Origin of the sequence: Nitrosomonas supralitoralis (assembly GCF_003011925.2) — a bacterium.
Classification (GTDB): domain Bacteria; phylum Pseudomonadota; class Gammaproteobacteria; order Burkholderiales; family Nitrosomonadaceae; genus Nitrosomonas; species Nitrosomonas supralitoralis.
This window is the reverse complement of the sequence record NZ_PXXU01000004.1, coordinates 1-18,307: the sequence shown is the minus strand read 5'-3', so window position 1 is coordinate 18,307 and position 18,307 is coordinate 1. Positions and strand designations below refer to the sequence as shown.

The 18,307-nt window shown below is 46.5% G+C and carries 14 protein-coding genes and 1 pseudogene; 13 read left to right on the top strand and 2 right to left on the bottom strand.

Translation table 11 applies throughout. The features are described from left to right. Positions 1 to 259 precede the first annotated feature (259 nt). The 7 genes from C7H79_RS01825 to C7H79_RS01795 all read left to right on the top strand — a co-directional run bounded on the left by C7H79_RS01825 (position 260) and on the right by C7H79_RS01795 (position 11,595). On the top strand, positions 260 to 2,203 hold the full coding sequence (locus tag C7H79_RS01825) for a multicopper oxidase family protein (protein ID WP_106705592.1): 1,944 nt from the start codon (positions 260 to 262) through the stop codon (positions 2,201 to 2,203). 28 nt (positions 2,204 to 2,231) lie between these two features. Next, complete coding sequence (locus C7H79_RS01820; RefSeq protein ID WP_106705677.1) at positions 2,232 to 2,951, top strand: SCO family protein; 720 nt, start codon at positions 2,232 to 2,234, stop codon at positions 2,949 to 2,951. Positions 2,952 to 3,045: 94 nt separating this feature from the next. Then, positions 3,046 to 5,544 carry a fibronectin type III domain-containing protein gene (locus C7H79_RS01815; protein WP_106705593.1) on the top strand — a complete coding sequence of 833 codons (2,499 nt, stop codon included), beginning with the start codon at positions 3,046 to 3,048 and terminating at the stop codon, positions 5,542 to 5,544. 635 nt (positions 5,545 to 6,179) lie between these two features. Then, entirely contained in the window at positions 6,180 to 8,123 is a 1,944-nt protein-coding gene (locus C7H79_RS01810; RefSeq protein WP_106705592.1) for a multicopper oxidase family protein, read from the top strand. A 28-nt stretch (positions 8,124 to 8,151) separates the two neighbouring features. Then, positions 8,152 to 8,823 carry an SCO family protein gene (locus C7H79_RS01805; RefSeq protein ID WP_106705676.1) on the top strand — a complete coding sequence of 224 codons (672 nt, stop codon included), beginning with the start codon at positions 8,152 to 8,154 and terminating at the stop codon, positions 8,821 to 8,823. Between the two features lie 222 nt (positions 8,824 to 9,045). Further along, a complete protein-coding gene (locus C7H79_RS01800; protein ID WP_106705591.1) occupies positions 9,046 to 10,773 on the top strand; it encodes a hypothetical protein in 1,728 nt (575 codons plus the stop codon). 549 nt (positions 10,774 to 11,322) lie between these two features. Beyond that, entirely contained in the window at positions 11,323 to 11,595 is a 273-nt protein-coding gene (locus tag C7H79_RS01795) for a PilZ domain-containing protein (protein ID WP_106705590.1), read from the top strand. 196 nt (positions 11,596 to 11,791) lie between these two features. On the opposite strand, the gene C7H79_RS01790 is transcribed toward C7H79_RS01795, so the two are convergent. Further along, the gene (locus C7H79_RS01790; RefSeq protein WP_106705589.1) at positions 11,792 to 13,009 is read right to left on the bottom strand and encodes a sensor domain-containing diguanylate cyclase; all 1,218 of its coding nucleotides are present in this window, start codon (positions 13,007 to 13,009) and stop codon (positions 11,792 to 11,794) included. 257 nt (positions 13,010 to 13,266) lie between these two features. On the opposite strand from C7H79_RS01790, the gene C7H79_RS01785 reads away from it, so the two are divergent. The 6 genes from C7H79_RS01785 (at position 13,267) to C7H79_RS01760 (ending at position 18,086) form a co-directional block, all read left to right on the top strand. Then, entirely contained in the window at positions 13,267 to 13,674 is a 408-nt protein-coding gene (locus C7H79_RS01785; protein WP_106705588.1) for a PTS sugar transporter subunit IIA, read from the top strand. Continuing rightward, positions 13,664 to 13,933, top strand: a complete 270-nt coding sequence (locus C7H79_RS01780; RefSeq protein ID WP_106705587.1) for an HPr family phosphocarrier protein — start codon at positions 13,664 to 13,666, stop codon at positions 13,931 to 13,933. The genes C7H79_RS01785 and C7H79_RS01780 overlap by 11 nt, the downstream gene beginning before the upstream one ends. Further along, positions 13,930 to 15,657 (top strand): phosphoenolpyruvate--protein phosphotransferase, encoded by a 1,728-nt coding sequence (ptsP, locus tag C7H79_RS01775; RefSeq protein ID WP_106705586.1) that lies wholly within the window; start codon positions 13,930 to 13,932, stop codon positions 15,655 to 15,657. Before C7H79_RS01780 ends, ptsP begins: the two co-directional genes overlap by 4 nt. A gap of 74 nt (positions 15,658 to 15,731) precedes the next feature. After that, the gene (metX, locus tag C7H79_RS01770; RefSeq protein WP_106705585.1) at positions 15,732 to 16,859 is read left to right on the top strand and encodes a homoserine O-succinyltransferase MetX; all 1,128 of its coding nucleotides are present in this window, start codon (positions 15,732 to 15,734) and stop codon (positions 16,857 to 16,859) included. Positions 16,860 to 16,884: 25 nt separating this feature from the next. Further along, the gene (metW, locus tag C7H79_RS01765; protein ID WP_106705584.1) at positions 16,885 to 17,502 is read left to right on the top strand and encodes a methionine biosynthesis protein MetW; all 618 of its coding nucleotides are present in this window, start codon (positions 16,885 to 16,887) and stop codon (positions 17,500 to 17,502) included. 5 nt (positions 17,503 to 17,507) lie between these two features. Continuing rightward, positions 17,508 to 18,086: a plasmid pRiA4b ORF-3 family protein gene (locus tag C7H79_RS01760; RefSeq protein ID WP_106705583.1), complete on the top strand. Its 579-nt coding sequence runs from the start codon at positions 17,508 to 17,510 to the stop codon at positions 18,084 to 18,086. A gap of 27 nt (positions 18,087 to 18,113) precedes the next feature. Here the strand turns inward: C7H79_RS01760 and C7H79_RS01755 are convergent. Further along, positions 18,114 to 18,307 (bottom strand): annotated as a pseudogene (locus C7H79_RS01755) (ferritin-like domain-containing protein); the annotation flags it as partial.

The window sequence follows — 18,307 nt, the reverse complement described above, 5'->3', positions numbered from 1 at the left end:
CCACAGAGATACGCTGTGTTATTGCATGGGACATCAAAGTCAATCAACTCTTTTTGATCCGGTTACGAGCGAGAACAAAGCCTGCACTGGGAATCTTGCCAGCGCATAGCTTGCAGAATCTTGAATTGCAGTTGAGTGGTTGACTGTAAGTCACAACTAACCGGCGGCTAAAAATTTGTTGGCATAGATCTTTTAGAAGGACGATGCCAAAAGTTATGAGGGCTGAAATTCTATAACAGAATTAAGGAGGGGAATAATTATGAGTAAGAAAATTATAAATTCGACCTATTCCGGCAAGCAAGAGAAAGCAGTTGCCAGATACATGCAGGAGGTCCGGGATATTGTCGCAGCCAAGCTTAGTCGTAGAGATTTACTTAAACTGGGATTGACTGCGAGCGCGGGGGGGCTAGTGTCGGTAAGCGGCACTGCGTTTTTTCCAAATCTGGCGGTTGCGGGTGCTTCAAATATTCACATTAGTCCACCTTGCAACAAACCGTGGACTGATTTGTTGCCAATTCCAAAAACCTGTGTGCCGGCTGCGGGCGATGTTTTTTCGGGGCCGCCAGAGGATCACTACGGATGCAAGGAGAAAGACAATCGCTGGCACCCGGGGATGAATGACTATTACGACTTTAAAGAAGGTCGTACAGAATCCCATCAGCGCTGGGATGAATTGGGCGGCAGTGCAGCTATCACGGCCAGGTATGAGTTGATGGCCAAGGAAATCGACTGGAATTTTTATTCCGACGTCGAGTATCCCGGTTTTAACTCCAAAGTATGGACCTATGTTGACTTAAACAGCGATGCGATCGGCGTGCTGCGCATTAAAGCGCAATATCAGAAACCCATAATCATGCGGATGTACAACGGATTGCCCAAGAATGGCAACGATAACCAGGGATTTGGGATCAATCAGATTACGCCGCATCTACATAATGCGCACAATCCCCATACTTCGGATGGTGGGCCGATGCGCTTTTACGATAGTGGAACCTGGTGGGATCACTGGTACCCCAATATTCGTGCCGGCTTTGCCAGCACGCATAAAAATGGAACAACCTACAATGGGAACTGGTGTCCCGGAGACTGGCAGGAAACGCAGAGTACGTTCTGGTTTCATGATCATCGTTTCGATTTCACTGCGCCGAATGTTTACAAGGGTTTGGCATCTTTTTATACGCTGTTTAGTGATGATATCAAGCTCGATACGGATGATGAAACCACCGGGTTACGCTTGCCCAGCGGTGAATATGATATCCCGATGCTGATTACCGACAAATCATTCGACAGTACCGGGCAAATGTTCTGGGATCCGTTCATGACCGAAGGTTTTCTGGGCGATCAACAAACGGTTAATTTTAAGATCAAACCCAAGCTTTACGTGAAGCGACGCAAATATCGCATCCGTTTTCTAAATGCCGGACCGTCACGATTCATAGAAGTGTCGCTTAGTAATAACAGCAATTTTACCCGCATTGCCAACTGTGGCAATTTGTTGCCGAAAGCGCAAATCGTACCCAGCATTCGTTTGGGCGTAGCCGAGCGTGGCGATGTGATCGTGGACTTTAGTCAATATGCACCGGGTACGGAATTTTATCTTGAGAATCGTCTGGAACAGATCAGTGGGCAGGGGACGACGGGCAAACGCCTGGCATCCAGTGACAAAACCAGGTTACTGAAATTCATCGTCAGTGATGAAGCTGTGATGGATGAAAGTGCAGACATGTCAACACTGCAAACGCAGACTATGGTGCCGATGCCGGTAACGGCTAAAAATCCGGCCGTCAAAAAACGCAGCTTCAGCTTTAGCAGTCTCAACGGTGCCTGGGTGGTTAATGACAAGCTGTTTGATCCGGGCGTTATCAGCGCATATCCGGTGGATGGAACTTCCGAGCTATGGACACTAAAATCCGGCGGTGGTTGGTCTCATCCCATTCATATTCATTTCGAGGAATTCCAGCTTGTGAGTCGAAACGGTAAAGCGAGCAATCTGGATATCGAAGATAAATCGCGCAAGGATGTGGTGCGTATCGGCCAGGCTGCAGTTGGCACTGCCGGCTCAGGTGAAGTGCAGTTGTACATGCAGTTTAGAGACTGGCATGGCGATTATCCGATGCATTGTCACAATGTGGTGCACGAAGATCACGCGATGATGGTGCTGTGGAAAGTCGTTCCACCGAATGATCCCAATGCCGGTAAGTAATCCAGCCATGACACAGGAGAATATTGCCATGAACAAGAGAGAATTTATCAAAAATGTGGCTGGTGCCACTGCTGGACTGGCTGCTTTAGGTTTTGGCGCTGCATCAATGGCGGCCAGTACGCAGCTAAATAACACTACTGTGAGACCGCAGAATGCTGTCGAACAACGGCGTCGGGATCGCTTTCCGAACGTGCCATTGCTTACGCATGAAGGTAAAGAAGTCCGTTTCTACGATGATCTGATCAAGGATAAAGCGGTATTCATCAACTTCATGTACGCCCGTTGCGGGAATATCTGTCCCGGCATGACGGTGAATTTGAAACGGCTGGAAAATGAATTTGGCGGCAGAGTCGGGCGTGACATTTTTATGTATTCAATCACGCTGGAACCGGAGCACGATACTGTGCCTATGTTGAAAGCGTATGCAGAGAATTTTGATGCTGGCCCGGGCTGGAAATTTCTGACCGGAACCAAGGATGATATCGAGTTGTTACGCAGAAAGTTGGGTTTCGTAAACTCGGATCCCGTGCTGGATCAGGATAAAACCGAGCACATTGGTACCCTCAAGTACGGCATCGAGCCATTAGAGCGATGGGGAGCTTGTCCGGCATTGGCTAACCCGAAAGCCATCGCCCAATACTTTTACTGGATGGAGCCGAATGGAACGAGACCGGTGCATGGGTTTGCGTACCCTCAGGCTGAGAAAGTAAGTCAGCAGCAAAGAGAGCGTGTGAAACATACGATGTAATAATTTATAAAAAATAAATGAGTTCATTGGGTAACAGTACTTTTTACAGTTGTTTGTTTTTGTTATTCGATTTGCTTAAAAATGGAGGTGTATTGTGAGTACGTTAAAAAATGAAATTTTGAGTTTTGGGGGTGTCCGTCGTGGTATCACCTTTGGTTGGAGCAAATGGTTTGCGCCAGCATTGATATGTCTGGGGCTAGGCATCGGATCAGTCCATGCAGCTACGGTAACCACATTGGTGCCCAGTGGCATGACGGTACCTTTAAATGGTTTTATTGCCGAGGGGTCTTTAATTAATCCAGGTAATGGTTTGAAGTATCGACATCTGTGGATTCCAGATCATTTAAATGGCTTGTGTCGTGTAGATCCGCATCTGGATAGTCCAACAGGTACTGTTTATAGTTTGAATTTAAATACCTGTGCGGCATTACCCTCCGGGTCGACAGTTTATGATCCGCAATTGCAATTTATTTACATCGCGGATGAAGTGGCGAATAAAGCCAATCAAGGATTGGTGCGTAGATCGTTCAATCCAAATGGTGATGGCGGACATGGTTTGATTGGAACGACTGCTACAACATTAGGAGGGGGAGGAAGTTGCGGTATTGCTGGTAATCGTCCAACTTCGCTAGCGCTAGGACCGGATGGCAACTTGTACCTGACTTTCTTCAAAAGTGGCAATATTATGAGAGTCAAGGGTCCCAATAGCGCTTCTGTTCCTTGCGGCAACTTTGCCTCTGTGGCCACTTCCGGTCGCCGGAATTTCGCTTTGGCGTGGGTAGGCCATAATTTGTATGGTTTAGGGGACGCCAGCCCATGGAGAATTATCAATGCGGATCAATGTGCTACACCCACTAATCCAAGTTCATGTGGCTCAGAGGATGTGTTTACCGATGCGGCGCTAATCCCTGGTGGTATTAGTAGCAACCAACTCGGAAAATCATCGGCCGGGAATGTGCTGTATATTGCGGATATCAACGCAATTACCAAAATCGATGATCCAAACGGTGCTGCGGTGGTGACGACTAACTGGGCGACCGGGATGTCAAATCCAAGCAGTGTAACGTTTGATACTCGTGGTCCCGCTGTTAATAACCCGGATATTTACGTGGCTGATGATCCTACAGGCGGTAACGGTCAACTTCAAGGGCGGGTATTTAAAGTGAGTGCTAACGCTGATCCATTCCCTCCTTTGGCACCGACTGCGGTTCATGCAGATCCGACCGGAAATGGTGCTATTGTGAGCTGGGCGCCAGGAAGTTCCGGAAGCACACCGACGATAAGCTATACGGTTAATATTTTTGATAGTACGGGTCTAACTCAGGTACTGCCGCCACAAACGACAGCCCTAGCAAGCCCGGCTCCAACGTCGTTAGCGGTAGCTGGCTTGATCAATGGCAACACGTATACTTTCACAGTTGCCGCAAATAGCGCAGCAGGTTCGAGTGCACCATCGGCTCTGAGTAATGCAGTAACGCCGCAGGCGCCGATTGCACCTAGTGCTCCTCAGAATTTGAGTGTTATTACGGGTGGCAACATTGCAGCGGTCTCATGGGCTGCACCGTCATCAAATGGTGGAAGTCCGATCATTTCTTATTCGCTCCGGTATCATGCGAGTGGTATTGGGTCACCAATTTTTATTGACAATATACCTGGAAATTTGACAGCAACACTTGTTGGCGGATTACTTCCTACTACTGAGTATGAGTTTTCAGTTATCGCTATTAACGTAGCGGGAGAGAGCGATCCGTCTAATATCTTCTTGGCAACAACCGCAACGGGGCCTGCTCCTAAACTAGATGTGGCATTATCAATGACTGCTACTGATGTACTGTCAGGAGCAGATTCTGTTATTACCATGCTGGTGACCAACACCGGTGGCGTGAGTGTTCCTCAGGTTCGTTTGGATGCTGTATTACCGTCGACGGGTTTTGATAGAGCAACAATACCTACCACGACTACACTTGGAGTATGTTTGCCGGAAGATCCTTTAACCCATACGTTGATATGTAATCTGGGGCAAATGAATCCGGGACAATCTGCAACAGTCACGATTACTTTGAAAAATGTGACTGCGCAGATTACAACCAATGCGACTGTAAGGGATTTTCAAGTTGAAGTGGGTGGCGTCACAGAATTGGTGGATGAAAATCCGGTGGATAACATTGGATCGGTTACGACACATATTTTGCCTCCTCCACCAGAACCGCAACCTGTGACAGACTTGCAAATCAATTCCGGTTCTGCAAGTAATGCAACATTGAACAATGTGTTGACCTACTCCTTCGGTATAAAAAATGGTAACGCAGTTGCCAATGACGTAGTCTTTACGTTGCCGTTACCAAGTCAATTTTCGTTTAGTGGTGCTTCGGTCAATGGCACTCCTTGCAGTACCGCTATGGTAAGTGGAGTCTTAACGGTAAATTGCAATATTGGCCAGCTTGCTGCCGGGGCGCAAAGATCCATCAGTGTTGCAGTCATACCAACATTGAGGGGAACCTTTGCAGTAACAGGTTTTGCAAATTTTGCTGGTTTTAATTCCGACCCTAAGCCGTCTAATAATACGCGGACAATATCAGTGACTGTGAAGTAATTAGCAGCTAGAGTTGCTGCGTCATCTAACCACTGGAATGAAGTATGTTCCAGTGGTTTTTTTATTTCTGCGGATTTGATTTTCAGCCGTTTTCGGCGGGATGTTTTTTGGGGTCGGTGATAATTGATCCTGTCCGCTGAAGAAAAGTATTAGGCTGCTACCGCGACTATTTTTTGATATTTGTGTTGGTGTTATTAACATCTGATAACGGGTTAAATTAACATCCTGTAGCTATCTTAGCATCAAATTAATCCCTATTCTCCATTACGCATACATGGCCATATTACAAAAATGACGTTTGTGGGTGCTGTAAAAACGAACGTCATGACTAGTAATCAGTCTTTGGACAAATGCGATCAATAAAGAGCTTAAGTATCCACAGAGATACGCTGTGTTATTGCATGGGACATCAAAGTCAATCAACTCTTTTTGATCCGGTTACGAGCGAGAACAAAGCCTGCACTGGGAATCTTGCCAGCGCATAGCTTGCAGAATCTTGAATTGCAGTTGAGTGGTTGACTGTAAGTCACAACTAACCGGCGGCTAAAAATTTGTTGGCATAGATCTTTTAGAAGGACGATGCCAAAAGTTATGAGGGCTGAAATTCTATAACAGAATTAAGGAGGGGAATAATTATGAGTAAGAAAATTATAAATTCGACCTATTCCGGCAAGCAAGAGAAAGCAGTTGCCAGATACATGCAGGAGGTCCGGGATATTGTCGCAGCCAAGCTTAGTCGTAGAGATTTACTTAAACTGGGATTGACTGCGAGCGCGGGGGGGCTAGTGTCGGTAAGCGGCACTGCGTTTTTTCCAAATCTGGCGGTTGCGGGTGCTTCAAATATTCACATTAGTCCACCTTGCAACAAACCGTGGACTGATTTGTTGCCAATTCCAAAAACCTGTGTGCCGGCTGCGGGCGATGTTTTTTCGGGGCCGCCAGAGGATCACTACGGATGCAAGGAGAAAGACAATCGCTGGCACCCGGGGATGAATGACTATTACGACTTTAAAGAAGGTCGTACAGAATCCCATCAGCGCTGGGATGAATTGGGCGGCAGTGCAGCTATCACGGCCAGGTATGAGTTGATGGCCAAGGAAATCGACTGGAATTTTTATTCCGACGTCGAGTATCCCGGTTTTAACTCCAAAGTATGGACCTATGTTGACTTAAACAGCGATGCGATCGGCGTGCTGCGCATTAAAGCGCAATATCAGAAACCCATAATCATGCGGATGTACAACGGATTGCCCAAGAATGGCAACGATAACCAGGGATTTGGGATCAATCAGATTACGCCGCATCTACATAATGCGCACAATCCCCATACTTCGGATGGTGGGCCGATGCGCTTTTACGATAGTGGAACCTGGTGGGATCACTGGTACCCCAATATTCGTGCCGGCTTTGCCAGCACGCATAAAAATGGAACAACCTACAATGGGAACTGGTGTCCCGGAGACTGGCAGGAAACGCAGAGTACGTTCTGGTTTCATGATCATCGTTTCGATTTCACTGCGCCGAATGTTTACAAGGGTTTGGCATCTTTTTATACGCTGTTTAGTGATGATATCAAGCTCGATACGGATGATGAAACCACCGGGTTACGCTTGCCCAGCGGTGAATATGATATCCCGATGCTGATTACCGACAAATCATTCGACAGTACCGGGCAAATGTTCTGGGATCCGTTCATGACCGAAGGTTTTCTGGGCGATCAACAAACGGTTAATTTTAAGATCAAACCCAAGCTTTACGTGAAGCGACGCAAATATCGCATCCGTTTTCTAAATGCCGGACCGTCACGATTCATAGAAGTGTCGCTTAGTAATAACAGCAATTTTACCCGCATTGCCAACTGTGGCAATTTGTTGCCGAAAGCGCAAATCGTACCCAGCATTCGTTTGGGCGTAGCCGAGCGTGGCGATGTGATCGTGGACTTTAGTCAATATGCACCGGGTACGGAATTTTATCTTGAGAATCGTCTGGAACAGATCAGTGGGCAGGGGACGACGGGCAAACGCCTGGCATCCAGTGACAAAACCAGGTTACTGAAATTCATCGTCAGTGATGAAGCTGTGATGGATGAAAGTGCAGACATGTCAACACTGCAAACGCAGACTATGGTGCCGATGCCGGTAACGGCTAAAAATCCGGCCGTCAAAAAACGCAGCTTCAGCTTTAGCAGTCTCAACGGTGCCTGGGTGGTTAATGACAAGCTGTTTGATCCGGGCGTTATCAGCGCATATCCGGTGGATGGAACTTCCGAGCTATGGACACTAAAATCCGGCGGTGGTTGGTCTCATCCCATTCATATTCATTTCGAGGAATTCCAGCTTGTGAGTCGAAACGGTAAAGCGAGCAATCTGGATATCGAAGATAAATCGCGCAAGGATGTGGTGCGTATCGGCCAGGCTGCAGTTGGCACTGCCGGCTCAGGTGAAGTGCAGTTGTACATGCAGTTTAGAGACTGGCATGGCGATTATCCGATGCATTGTCACAATGTGGTGCACGAAGATCACGCGATGATGGTGCTGTGGAAAGTCGTTCCACCGAATGATCCCAATGCCGGTAAGTAATCCAGCCATGACACAGGAGAATATTGCCATGAACAAGAGAGAATTTATCAAAAATGTGGCTGGTGCCACTGCTGGACTGGCTGCTTTAGGTTTTGGCGCTGCATCAATGGCGGCCAGTACGCAGCTAAATAACACTACTGTGAGACCGCAGAATGCTGTCGAACAACGGCGTCGGGATCGCTTTCCGAACGTGCCATTGCTTACGCATGAAGGTAAAGAAGTCCGTTTCTACGATGATCTGATCAAGGATAAAGCGGTATTCATCAACTTCATGTACGCCCGTTGCGGGAATATCTGTCCCGGCATGACGGTGAATTTGAAACGGCTGGAAAATGAATTTGGCGGCAGAGTCGGGCGTGACATTTTTATGTATTCAATCACGCTGGAACCGGAGCACGATACTGTGCCTATGTTGAAAGCGTATGCAGAGAATTTTGATGCTGGCCCGGGCTGGAAATTTCTGACCGGAACCAAGGATGATATCGAGTTGTTACGCAGAAAGTTGGGTTTCGTAAACTCGGATCCCGTGCTGGATCAGGATAAAACCGAGCACATTGGTACCCTCAAGTACGGCATCGAGCCATTAGAGCGATGGGGAGCTTGTCCGGCATTGGCTAACCCGAAAGCCATCGCCCAATACTTTTACTGGATGGAGCCGAATGGAGCAAGGCCTGTTCATCGGGTGGCAGCAGTAGGGTAGGAGCAGTAAGGCTATTAATGAATCGGTTTGATGAAGTTTATAACTATTGAATTAAATTTATAGCAATAGAATTGTTATATGAGTAATGCTTTAGGGTGTGGTGACTTCAAACTTCATTGGATCGGATCAATCGTAGTTGTTATTTATGGCTTGAGATAAGAGTGATTAATAGCTTTCTGTTACGTGCGTACTTAAATTTTTACCAACGAGTTAGGAGAAATCATGAATACAAATATTTTTCGTCGGCAATACCAAGGGACCGACTATAAAACCCGCATAAAATGGGGCTTATTAATTATTGGCTTGCTGGGCTGCGCGCAAATGTCAGGGGTGTACGCTAAAGGAGGTACCGCTAAGCCCCCTAGAGGTGCGATTGCACCTTTCGTCGTTCCAACGCTGCCAACCCCTACGCCTACCGGAGGAACCTGGGCGGGGATTCATGGGTTTGATGTTACTGGATTTATTACCGATGCCAGTGATTTTACTATCACTGTCAATAGCACCAGGATCAAGATTCCTGATAACATGATCGTACAGATGCCCGCTAACACCCTAAGCTGGGATGATGTTCATGCGGTTGGTTATTATGATGCTGTTAATAATATTACTTATCCATCTTTGTTGGATCATAGGTTCGAGGCCCATGTTGTGGGTAATATTGTCAACGGTGAATATATCGCCGGATTGATTTATATTTCTCAGAGTTCGGCTGCAGTGGGTTCTGGCTTCATTTCAGAAATCGACTACAGTGACGGCTCGATCTACGTCAGTGCCGCGCAAGGTGTGAACGAGAAAGTGCGGCTCAGGATCAATGACCCGTTTGGCCGCTTCGGACGAGTTCATAGTCCTGATCCTCGCTTTAGCGTCGACGATGCCAACCCCACCATCCATAGTGGCACCGGTTACCCGATGTGCGTTCCGCGCACCGACCCAGTAGTGGAGGATGATGCATTATGTCCACAGAAGAACCGGCCGAAGGTCTTGAATGGCTGTCGTAATTTCAGTCAGGCGGGTATTCCGTTGCCCGTCAGCGGTGAGTTGAGTCCACCAATCGCAGGCCAGGAGTACTGTAGTCAGTTTGTGATGAAAGCGGTTCCCGGTACGCCTTCTAATGCAATTTATATTCAAACTACTGGCAACCAGGCGGGACCAAACGATCCGGATGCAAGGCAGCAGGCTCCTTTCCAGGTCGGGGATTTTATTTCTTATTCCGGAACTTATGTTGAAAACGCTGAAGGCGTGGGTTATTTCTCGGTGCATACGATAGAAGCCAATGTCGGTATCTTCACCCAGGCTGGTACCCAACCGGCCTATCTGGCGATTGGTGAATTCGGTGTTGGCACCGCTGATCCTACTGCCACCGCAGTCAATGGTGCGGCTCAGGAGACCCAGGATCGTATCTTTCTGGAAGCAGCCACTACTGATGTTCGAACACCGGTGGATATTTTTATGGTTGAAGTCAATCCTACTACGGGTGCTCCAAGTTATCGCTGGGTAACGCCATACGAGATGACCGGCGAGTGCAATCCAGCAACCACGCTTGCTGCGACCTGCCTGGAGACTTCCGGCGGCATCACCACCCAGTATACTGGGCCACAAAACCAACGCGCGAGGATTCGCGCCGCCAAGGCGATTGCTGGCATGTTAAGTGCGCCCACTCGCAATATGGTTGTGATGCAACGTACGACCTGCCCTTTGATAGGAACACCTTTGGGTGGCGATCCTCCACGAACCTATAACCAGGCTGCATTTGATACTTGCGTAAATGCAATACCACTTGTTGCTAACGGTTTGAAAGCTGGGTTTTATGCAGCACCAGTTTTCGAGTTTATCTTTGGGGAGAATGCCAAAGCGGGTGATCCGATCATTCCAAATGACCTCTGGCACCTACCGTTCATAGTATATGGTGAGGGTCCTGATGTCGGCCCGTTGAGTCCGACACCTTGGTAAAGCATTTGCCGAGTCGCAATTTGATAATGAGTCATGACTTTGAAAAAAGTAATTGATTAATAGCATCTCAATCATTGTTTAAAAAAACCGGCTTCGTAAAGACGCCGGTTTTTTTATAATGGAACTTGAGCCAGGAAACATTTTTCAACGGCCTGCTAATGATACTGCATGTTAGCAGTTTGGATACGCCAAACCTTGCTGAATTGAATTCTGATCAGAAGCAACTCAATAACCAGGTGGACAGCATCATTTGTGGCTAGCAGAACACAATCGTCAGCTTTAAGATTTTTGCACCACCGGAATGAAGCAGTTCCGGTGGTTTTTTCTTGATGAGGGAATTAAAGCAATTTTATACTTCTTAAATAAATAATTAAATATCTTCATATACTTGAGCCAAGAATGTTAACATTTGTTAATGCCGGAAAATAACTAATGTTAATTGTAAAAGCTATCACTTATTAACTATTCATTTGCAGCTGTTTTCGCTACGATAAGTATGAATAAATTCTTTATTTTTGGTCGAATGTTTTTGAATCGATATCAAATAAAATGGCAATTTTGTACGAAAAACGAACCAGTGCGCGTTTTATGATGCGATGCCTCGTCAATCCTGATGCGGAACGCGGCTGGTCGACAGACATCAGTGCTACGGGAGTCTATTTCGTGGCTCAACAAAGCATGCGCAAGAATGAAGTTGTTAACCTGACGATCAAGCTTAATAAGGAATATGTTGTGCAATGCGAGGGCATGGTGATCAGGACAGATAAACAAATCCAGGGGTATGGGATTGCGGTTCAATTTACCAAGATGATGTTTGGTTAATAGGGTCGGGTGGCAACTTATCGGATGGTGTCAGCTAACAAGCCGTTGAAAAACTATCTGTGTTGCTGCTACGGTGTTAAAAACAGGCTCAAAATGCTCATGATTAAACATACGCTACGCTTTTTCGCCTGTTTTTGCCTTTATCAACTGCTTCGAAAATATTTCTCAACCGCCTGCTCAGTGACTTTTCTGCCGATCACTGCAGGTTTGCCAGCTCAACCCGATTTCTACCTTTATGTTTGGCCTGATAAAGTGCCTCATCCGCTTTTTTCAATAGCAACTGCTCATCCAGCGTTTCTGCTTCTGTACCAATCGCGACACCCAAACTGATGGTAACGGAGACGAATGTTTCCTTGGTGTGAATTTCTTTACCAGCGACAGCATTACGAAATCTTTCCGCAACTCTTAACGCGCCATCCTGATTATAGGGCGAAATGATTGCCAGAAACTCTTCGCCGCCATAGCGTCCAATGTATTCATGGGAACGGGCCGATTGACTCAATCGATTGGCAATTTCACATAATACCGCATCGCCTGCAAGGTGACCGTAGGTATCATTGATGATTTTGAAGTGATCGATGTCGATCATGATGATTGAAATGCCATATCCTCCTCGTTTGGCACGCTGGATTTGTCTGTGCAGAATGTCAAATATGGCAGGGCGGTTGAGTAGCCCGGTCAGTGCATCGTGTGTGACACGTTGTTCGAGAGATTTTTTCTGCGCCTTGAGTTGCTTGTTCAACTTCACCCCTCGGTACAATTGGTTTTTCTCAATTAGAACAGATAGCTGACTGGCGATTTGTAATGCTAGATCCTGATGTAAATGTAACCCCTGGTAAACATTTTTCATGCGACTGGAAAAGAAAATAAATCCGATTGGTTTGCTGTCGGCAAGCAAGGGACAAATGAGGCAGGAACGGATGCCTTCGCTAAAAATAGCTTGCGTAAGACGAGATCTTGAATATTTTTGCAAGTGTACGTTTAAATCATCGATAATCAGCATGTCACCGGGGTTTATAATTGCCAGTAAGCTGCTGTCAGTGGTGGGGATTGTCAGTCCGGTGTTTAGTATCAATGGATCATATTTGGCGCGTGACCAATGTAGTTTAAGTTTGCTCCCTTCATTTTCGAGCAATGCCAGGCTAATCCGGTCGTAAGGCAGGTGATCCTGGAAAGATTCATAAATATGGTTCAGAACATCGATTAAGTGGAGATTGTGGTTGCATTCGACCATAATCCTGTAGAGAGATTGATTTCTTTCCAATTGTTTCTGGAGATAGTTGGATAATTTTTCCAGCGATTTCCCAAGCTGACCAATCTCATCATCACCGGTTGGGATATCGAATGCGAAATTGCCCTGAGACATCGCTTCAGTTGCTCTGAGTAAGGCCCGGATTTGATCATTCTTTTTCATGTCTGCGCGCAATCCATTAAAATGATAATGTACTTTAAATCCTTACATTTAGGGACGTATTTTATTAATCACCTCACTCCTCTTTGAGTAATTGTCAGATCATTAATTCACAAGAATCAATTTGTCTGCTACGGCTCAAGGAGGGGGTATGCCCTTGCAGAGAAAAATTTTTAAAATAATGCTTGGCAGCATCAGGTATTTAAATACGGTCAATGCTAAAATCTTTAACCGAATTTTAAGGTTAGTGTATAAATAAGATGATAGGGATTTTAGTGCTCACTCATGAAGATTTGGGAGATCATTTGATTCGTTGTGCGAGTCACGTGGTAGGTATGATGCCGCGACGGTTGTCGCATTTGGGCGTTTTTACCCAGGATGACCCTGAGGACGTATTAATCAGAGCGCGAGAATTGTTGGAACAACTCGATAGCGGGGATGGTGTGCTGATATTGAGCGATATGTTGGGAGCGACACCCTGCAATATTGCCAGCCGATTGGTACGACCCGATAAAGTGGAGTGTCTTGTCGGTGTCAACTTGCCGATGCTGGTGCGTGTGCTGACTTATCGGTATGAACCGCTATCCGATGTCATCAAGAAAGGATTAAGTGGTGGTCAGGCAGGCGTGATACAAATTAATGCGAAAGAATCTAATCATGCAAACTAAGGAAATAGAAATTCTCAACAAACTGGGTTTACACGCGCGCGCATCAGCAAAACTGACCAAACTGGCCAGTCAGTTTAATTGCGAAGTCTGGGCGACACGTGATAGTCGTCGCGTCAATGCGAAGAGTATTATGGGCGTGATGACGTTGGCGGCCAATAAGGGTTCGCGGATTCAGCTCGAAACCACGGGCGATGATGAAGTTGAAGCGATAACTGCACTGGTCGCATTGGTCGAAGATTATTTTGGTGAGGGTGAATGAGCTTTATTCTTCATGGCATAGGCGTATCGGAAGGCATTGCAATTGGTCACGCGCATCTGGCTGATCCTGCAGCTTTGGAGGTAGTGCACTATTTGATTCCAAAAAATCAGGTGGAGAAGGAAATTGCGCGGCTGAATAGTGCTTTTGCTGTAGTGCGAAAAGAATTCGGGGCATTGCAACAATCTGTTGCCGACGGTCATGCGCGAGCAGAGTTCAGTGCATTTCTGGATTTGCATTTGATGATTCTGGATGATCCGGTACTGTCAGAAGCGACTCGCAGCATGATTGCACAGACATATTGCAATGCCGAATGGGCTTTAAAGCAACAGATGCAGGAGTTGTTGACTCAGTTTGAAGCCATTGAGGATGCCTATTTGCGAGAACGTAAGGCCGATGTGAAGCAGGTGGTTGAACGTGTACTCAAAGCGATGCTGGGGCACCCTGGCTTGCTACCGGTTGCGACCAAGATGAGTGGCGACAGTATTCTGGTCGCGCACGACTTAAGTCCTGCCGATGTGATGCAATACAAACAAAATCAATTCACCGCTTTCCTGACCGACTTGGGCAGCCAGACATCGCATACTGCGATTGTTGCACGCAGTCTCAATATTCCTTCAGTCGTGGCATTGCATCACGCACATCAATTGATTCTGGAAAACGACTGGCTGATTGTCGATGGGACCCACGGCATCATAATTGTAAACCCGGATAAATATGTTCTGGATGAATATCGCCTGCGGCAAAGCCAGTTCGAACTGGAAAGGAAGAAATTACAACGTCTTAAAAGCGTTGCTGCGGTGACATTGGATGGCACACCGATTGATTTATACGCAAACATTGAGTTGCCGGAAGATATTGCGCAAGTCAAGGAAAGTGGCGCTGCCGGCATCGGGTTGTTTCGCAGTGAATTTTTATTTCTGAATCGCGATGATTTGCCGGGTGAGGAAGAGCAATTTGAAGCGTACCGCACGGTGGCGGTGAAAATGCATAAGCTGCCAGTCACCATACGCACATTCGATTTAGGCGCGGACAAGAGTCTCAAAGGGAGTGAACAAGTTGCGACTAATCCGGCATTGGGTTTGCGCGCGATTAGATTCAGCCTGACAGAGCCCAAGATGTTTCACAAGCAATTGCGTGCTATTTTGCGTGCTTCCAGGTACGGCGAGGTGCGTATTCTGGTGCCGATGTTGTCCAATGTAATGGAAATCGATCAAACATTGCATTACATTGAGTATGCCAAACAGACTTTACGCGATGACAAAATTCAGTTTAATGAGCATATTAAAATCGGCGGTATGATAGAAATACCGGCGGCCGCGTTGTGTCTCGAATCTTTTATGCGCAAGCTGGATTTCTTATCGATCGGCACTAACGATTTAATTCAGTATACTTTAGCGGTTGACCGGATTGACGATGCTGTGGCGCATTTGTACGATCCTTTTCATCCTGCGATACTCTGGCTGGTTTCGCACATTATCCAGAGCGCCAATCGTGCCAAAGTGCCGGTATCTATCTGTGGCGAGATGGCGGGTGACAAACAGTTCACACGCTTGTTGTTAGGGATAGGATTGCAGCAGTTTTCCATGTATCCGTCGCAGTTGCTGACAGTAAAAAACCAGATTCTGAAAAGCCACTTGCCTGATATTATTCCATTAGCGCAAAAAATCATCAGGACGTACCAACCCGAAAAGATGGCTGCGTTGCTGGCTAAATTGAATGACTAGTATGCGCTGATTTATTGACGATATAATGACTGACGAAAAATTCGGTTGTTGCTTGGAATTCTCCTTTTATACAAATGCAAGATTCAAAATCAGTGGGTGTGGTTATCCCCCAATACGTACAGATTGATAAGCCATTGCAGCTGAAAAGCGGGCTGTCGCTGGATAGCTATCATTTGGTGTATGAAACCTACGGACAACTGAACGCTGCAAGATCCAATGCTGTTTTGATTTGTCATGCACTTTCCGGCACTCATCATGTGGCTGGTGTTTATGCGGATAATGAGAAGAGCGTCGGTTGGTGGGATAATATGGTCGGCCCGGGCAAGCCGATCGATACCAATCGGCTTTTTGTCATTGGCGTGAATAATCTGGGTGGTTGCCACGGCTCTACGGGGCCGGCCAGCATTGATCCCCGCACTGGCAAGCATTATGGCGCGAGCTTTCCAGTGGTGACGGTGGAAGATTGGGTCGAGACGCAAGCACAATTGGCTGAACATTTAGGGATTAAGCAGTTTGCCGCAGTGGTGGGCGGTAGTCTGGGCGGTATGCAAGCGATGCAATGGACACTGGATTATCCTGAAAAAGTTCGTCATGCGCTGGTGATCGCGGCCGCTCCCAAATTGACCGCACAAAATATTGCATTTAATGATGTTGCCCGCCAGGCGATCATGACCGACCAGGAATTTTACGGTGGTAATTTTTATGCCTATGATACCCTGCCGCGACGTGGCTTGCGGCTGGCGCGCATGCTGGGACATATCACTTATCTTTCCGACGATTCGATGGCGGCGAAATTCGGTCGCAGTTTACGCAACGGTGAACTTTCTTTCGGTTTTGATGTGGAGTTCGAAATCGAGTCGTATCTGCGTTACCAAGGCGACAAATTTGCTGATTTATTCGATGCCAATAGCTATTTACTGATGACTAAAGCACTGGATTATTTTGATCCAGCTGGATCTTATGATGGCGACCTGAGCTCGGCATTCCGGGTAGCCAAAGCAAATTTCCTGGTGATATCGTTTACCTCGGATTGGCGTTTTTCACCCGAGCGTTCCCGGGAAATTGTCAAAGCCCTATTAAAAAATAAGCTTAATGTAAGTTATGCGGAAATTACTTCCAGTCATGGCCATGATTCGTTTTTGATGACAACGCCTTGTTATCATCAACTGGTGCGGGCGTATATGGACAATATTTCTATTTAGATAAAAATGAACCTGATCATTATTTATGACTGATACCATAGCACCATCAACCATTGCATTACGCCCGGATTTTGCCGCCATTGCGGAATGGATTAATCCTGGCGCGAAAATACTCGATTTGGGTTGCGGTGATGGCTCGTTATTACGCTATTTACGCGATACGCGTAACGTCTTTGGTTACGGTGTGGAAATCGATGATGATAACCTTCTCAGTTGCTTTCGCAATGGTATTAATGTAATTCATAATGATCTGGAAGCGGGATTGTCCAGCTTCGCATCGGATTCGTTCGATTATGTCATTCTGTCGCAGACCTTGCAGGCTGTGCGGAACACCGAGGGTATCATTCAGGAAATGCTGCGGGTCGGCAAGGAAGGAATTATTTCCTTCCCCAATTTTGGCCACTGGAAAAACCGCATGCAAGTAGTTTCCGGACGTATGCCTGTGTCAGAAACATTACCGTATAATTGGTACGATACGCCCAATATTCATCTTTGTACGCTGGGTGATTTTGAAGTACTGTGCCAGCAATGCAACGCACGAATTTTGGAGCGCAGTGTGATGAATAAACATTATCGCCCAGTAAATTTCCTGCCAAACTTAAGAGGAATGCTGGCGTTTTATCGTTTTGAAAGTAGAGACTAATAGTGATGGCAACACGTTTAACAGCAAAATCTTTACGCTCCATTTATCAGCTTAAAGTAACCCTGAAAGGCATGCGTCCGCCGATATGGCGCAGGATTTTAGTCGCTAGTACGACTAAGCTGGATGATATTCATCTCATTTTGCAAATCGTGATGGGCTGGACCAATTCCCACCTGCACGAGTTTTTTCAAGGGCAGGATCGTTACGCTGAGCCGGATGAAGAGTTTCCTTCAGATGCTAAAGATGAGGCGCGATATCGTTTAGATCAAATATTGAAGAAAGAAAAGGAAAAGCTGACCTACATTTATGATTTTGGTGATGGTTGGGAACACGAAGTAGTTTTGGAAAAAATTCTGCCATTTGAAACCAGTGCTGCTTTACCCGTTTGTCTGAAAGGTAGCCGTGCTTGTCCGCCGGAAGATATTGGGGGAATTGGGGGATATATGATGTTTTTGGAGGCGATCTCTGATGCGGCACATCCGGAGCATGAAGCTATGCTGGAATGGATTGCTGGAGATATTGAAGGCCCATTTGATCCCGAAGCATTTGACCTTGCCGAAGTCAATCAACTGCTGCAAAGTTAATCCGCAACCGTTGCCTTATGCATGAATTCATGAGCCCGGCTTTTTGAAGTGAGCAACGGGTATTTTCATGTGTTCCAGCGCATTGAGTTCTGTTGCAGAAAACCCTGCTTTCAGTCTTGTTTCATGGTCAAAAGGGCCGCACATCTGCCCGGTAAAGTATTGGTTGATTAGTTCCAGAAACAATTGCTCAGAATCCAATCCGCGTTGTAGGCATAAAAAAT